The sequence below is a fragment of the Arthrobacter cavernae genome, from assembly GCF_017368795.1.
Lineage (GTDB): Bacteria > Actinomycetota > Actinomycetes > Actinomycetales > Micrococcaceae > Arthrobacter > Arthrobacter cavernae.
The window spans coordinates 1-2356 of sequence record NZ_JAFNLL010000001.1; the positions used below are offsets into that span (position 1 = coordinate 1).

At 63.6% G+C, this 2356-nt stretch carries 2 protein-coding genes; one reads left to right on the top strand and one right to left on the bottom strand.

Going from position 1 to position 2356, the window contains the following annotated elements:
- Positions 1-473 precede the first annotated feature (473 nt).
- Entirely contained in the window at positions 474-986 is a 513-nt protein-coding gene (locus J1902_RS00005; RefSeq protein WP_207614146.1) for a M23 family metallopeptidase, read from the top strand.
- Between the two features lie 71 nt (positions 987-1057).
- Here the strand turns inward: J1902_RS00005 and J1902_RS00010 are convergent, their stop codons facing one another.
- Positions 1058-2248 carry an acyl-CoA dehydrogenase family protein gene (locus J1902_RS00010; protein WP_207614147.1) on the bottom strand — a complete coding sequence of 397 codons (1191 nt, stop codon included), beginning with the start codon at positions 2246-2248 and terminating at the stop codon, positions 1058-1060.
- Between the last annotated feature and the right edge of the window lie 108 nt (positions 2249-2356).

Below are 2356 nucleotides of genomic sequence, written 5' to 3' on the forward strand. Positions count from 1 at the left end.
AAAGTGGACGCCGCTGTCAAGCAGCTGGCGCATAGTTACGACGGGCATGCCGACGCTCCTTCCGGCAGGTCATTCATGAGAGAGCCCAGGGGCTGCTCTTACCCTGCCAATAGTTAACGGTTGATTAGCCTCACCCGGATGGGCCTGGCTCCTGGCATCCATTGCACTTCCCATCCGGCATGGCCGGACCGCAGGAGGCACAATCCTCCGCAGCCTGAAGCCGCTGGGCTTCGCTGGTGGAGGGCTGGATACGCGTAGTCAGCCTGAGCCCCTCGCGCATCTGAATGAGACGCGCTTCTGTACAAGCCTGAGGGCACAGCAAACTGCTCAAACAAGTGTACTACAGCGACCCACCGGCGGTGACCGTCAGGCGCCCGGAACGGGGCCTTGAATCCAAGCCCGATCCGGCCGGTTTTTCCACATGGCCGGACTTGGATCTTCCGCGGGGCGGCTGTCGGTTCGAGGCTTGGTCCATGGTGCTTTTGAAGCGTTCCCCAGCCGCCTTGCTCGTTGCGCTACTTGGGGTAATCGCGCTGCTGGGCGCAGGCATGCCGCCGGCCGCCCCAACTGCCCGGCCCGGTTGGGACTGGCCGCTCTCCCCCAAGCCCGCTGTGCTGCGCGCCTTTGATCCGCCGGACAAGCCGTGGTTGAGCGGGCACCGCGGCGTGGACTTGAAAGCAGCGTACGACGGCGCCCCGGTCACCTCGCCCGCGGATGGCGTGGTCAGCTTCGTGGGCGTGGTGGTGGACAGGCCGGTCATCACCATCGACCATGGCGAAGGCCTGCGAAGCAGCTTCGAACCGGTCAGCAGCGGACTCTCAAAGGGCGAACATGTAACGAAGGGCCAGGTGATCGGCGTCCTCGCGCCCGGACACTGCGGGCCCGTGCCGTGCGTGCACTGGGGCGTCCGGCGCGGCGACGACTACGTCAATCCGCTGGCATTTGTGACGGACCTGAGGCCATCGATCTTGCTGCCGCTGGATTGAAGCTGACTGACGGAATTGAAGCTGGCCGACGATGTTCCTCCGTGGCTGGGGCAGGTCTCGTCCGTCAGCCTTTAGACGATGGCTGATACCCCGGTGATGGCACGCCCGGTCACCAGGGTGTTGATCTCCTGGGTACCTTCGTACGAATAGATGGCCTCGGCGTCGGAGAAGATCTTTGCCATCCCATAGTCCGTCACGATGCCGTTGCCACCCAGGATGTTCCGGCCCATGGCGACGCTTTCCCGCATGCGGGCCGTGGTGAAGGCTTTGGCCAGCGCTGACTGCTCGTCGCGGGCGATGCCGGCGTCTTCCAGCTGGGCGAGGCGGACCATCATGCCCATCGAGCTGACGGTGTTGCCGAGGATTTGCACCAGCTGGTCCTGGACGAGCTGGAACGATGCGAGAGGCCTGCCGAACTGCTGGCGCTCCACGGCGTAGCGGCGAGCAATATCGAACGCCGCGAGCTGCAGCCCCACCGCTTGCCACGCCACGGCGAGCCTGGTGACTTTGAGGACCTTGTTGGTGTCGCGGAAACTATTGGCGTTGGCCAGCTTGAAGAAGTCGGGGACCACCACGTTCTCGAGCGTAATGTCGGCGTTTTGCACGGTCCGCAGTGAGATCTTGTTTTCGATCATGGCGGCCGAGTAGCCTGGCAGGGAAGTGTCCACCAGGAATCCCTTGACCTGGTTGTCGGCCACATCGCGGGCGTAGATGACCACCCAGTCGGAGAAGGTCGCGTTGCCGATCCAGCGCTTCGCGCCGTTCAGGATCCAAGTGTCACCCTCACGCCGGGCGGTGGTTCGGGTGCCGCCGGCGACGTCGGAGCCGCCGAGTGGTTCAGTGAGCCCGAAGGCGCCGATCTTCTTGAGCGCATAAATGTCCGGCAGCCAGGCATCCTGCTGTTCCTGGGAGGCGAGGGCCTCGATCGAGCCGGTGAACAGTCCGTCGTGGACGCCCATGAACGTGGCGATCGAGGCGTCCGCACGGGTGGCCTCGGCGTGCACAATGCCGGCAAACAGGTTGGAGTAGCCTTGGCGGCGCACAGGGCTGACCAGGTCGATCTCCGCCAGCTTCGGAATGAGCTCCATGGGAAACTCGCCGCGGTTCCAGCAATCCACGGCAATGGGCTTGACCTCCCGGTCCAGGAAGGAGCGGACCTCGGCCAGCCTGTCCTGTTCCTTCGGTGTGAGCAACTGCTCGAAGGCGTAGAAGTCGCCGTCCGCGTAGGGGAGGTTGTCGATGTCGATGGCTGCCTTGGACATGGAGCTCCTTCATTAGTACTCATCAGTAAGTTACTTACGAGTAACATACCGCACGCGAGGCCAACACCGCAATGAAACTGCCTGAAACGAAAGGAGCCGTGGGGGGGG

Excerpts from the sequence above, each read along its gene's own strand:
- J1902_RS00005 (WP_207614146.1), top strand. The coding sequence starts at position 474 with ATGGTGCTTTTGAAGCGTTCCCCAGCCGCCTTGCTCGTTGCGCTACTT.
- J1902_RS00010 (WP_207614147.1), bottom strand. The coding sequence starts at position 2,248 with ATGTCCAAGGCAGCCATCGACATCGACAACCTCCCCTACGCGGACGGC.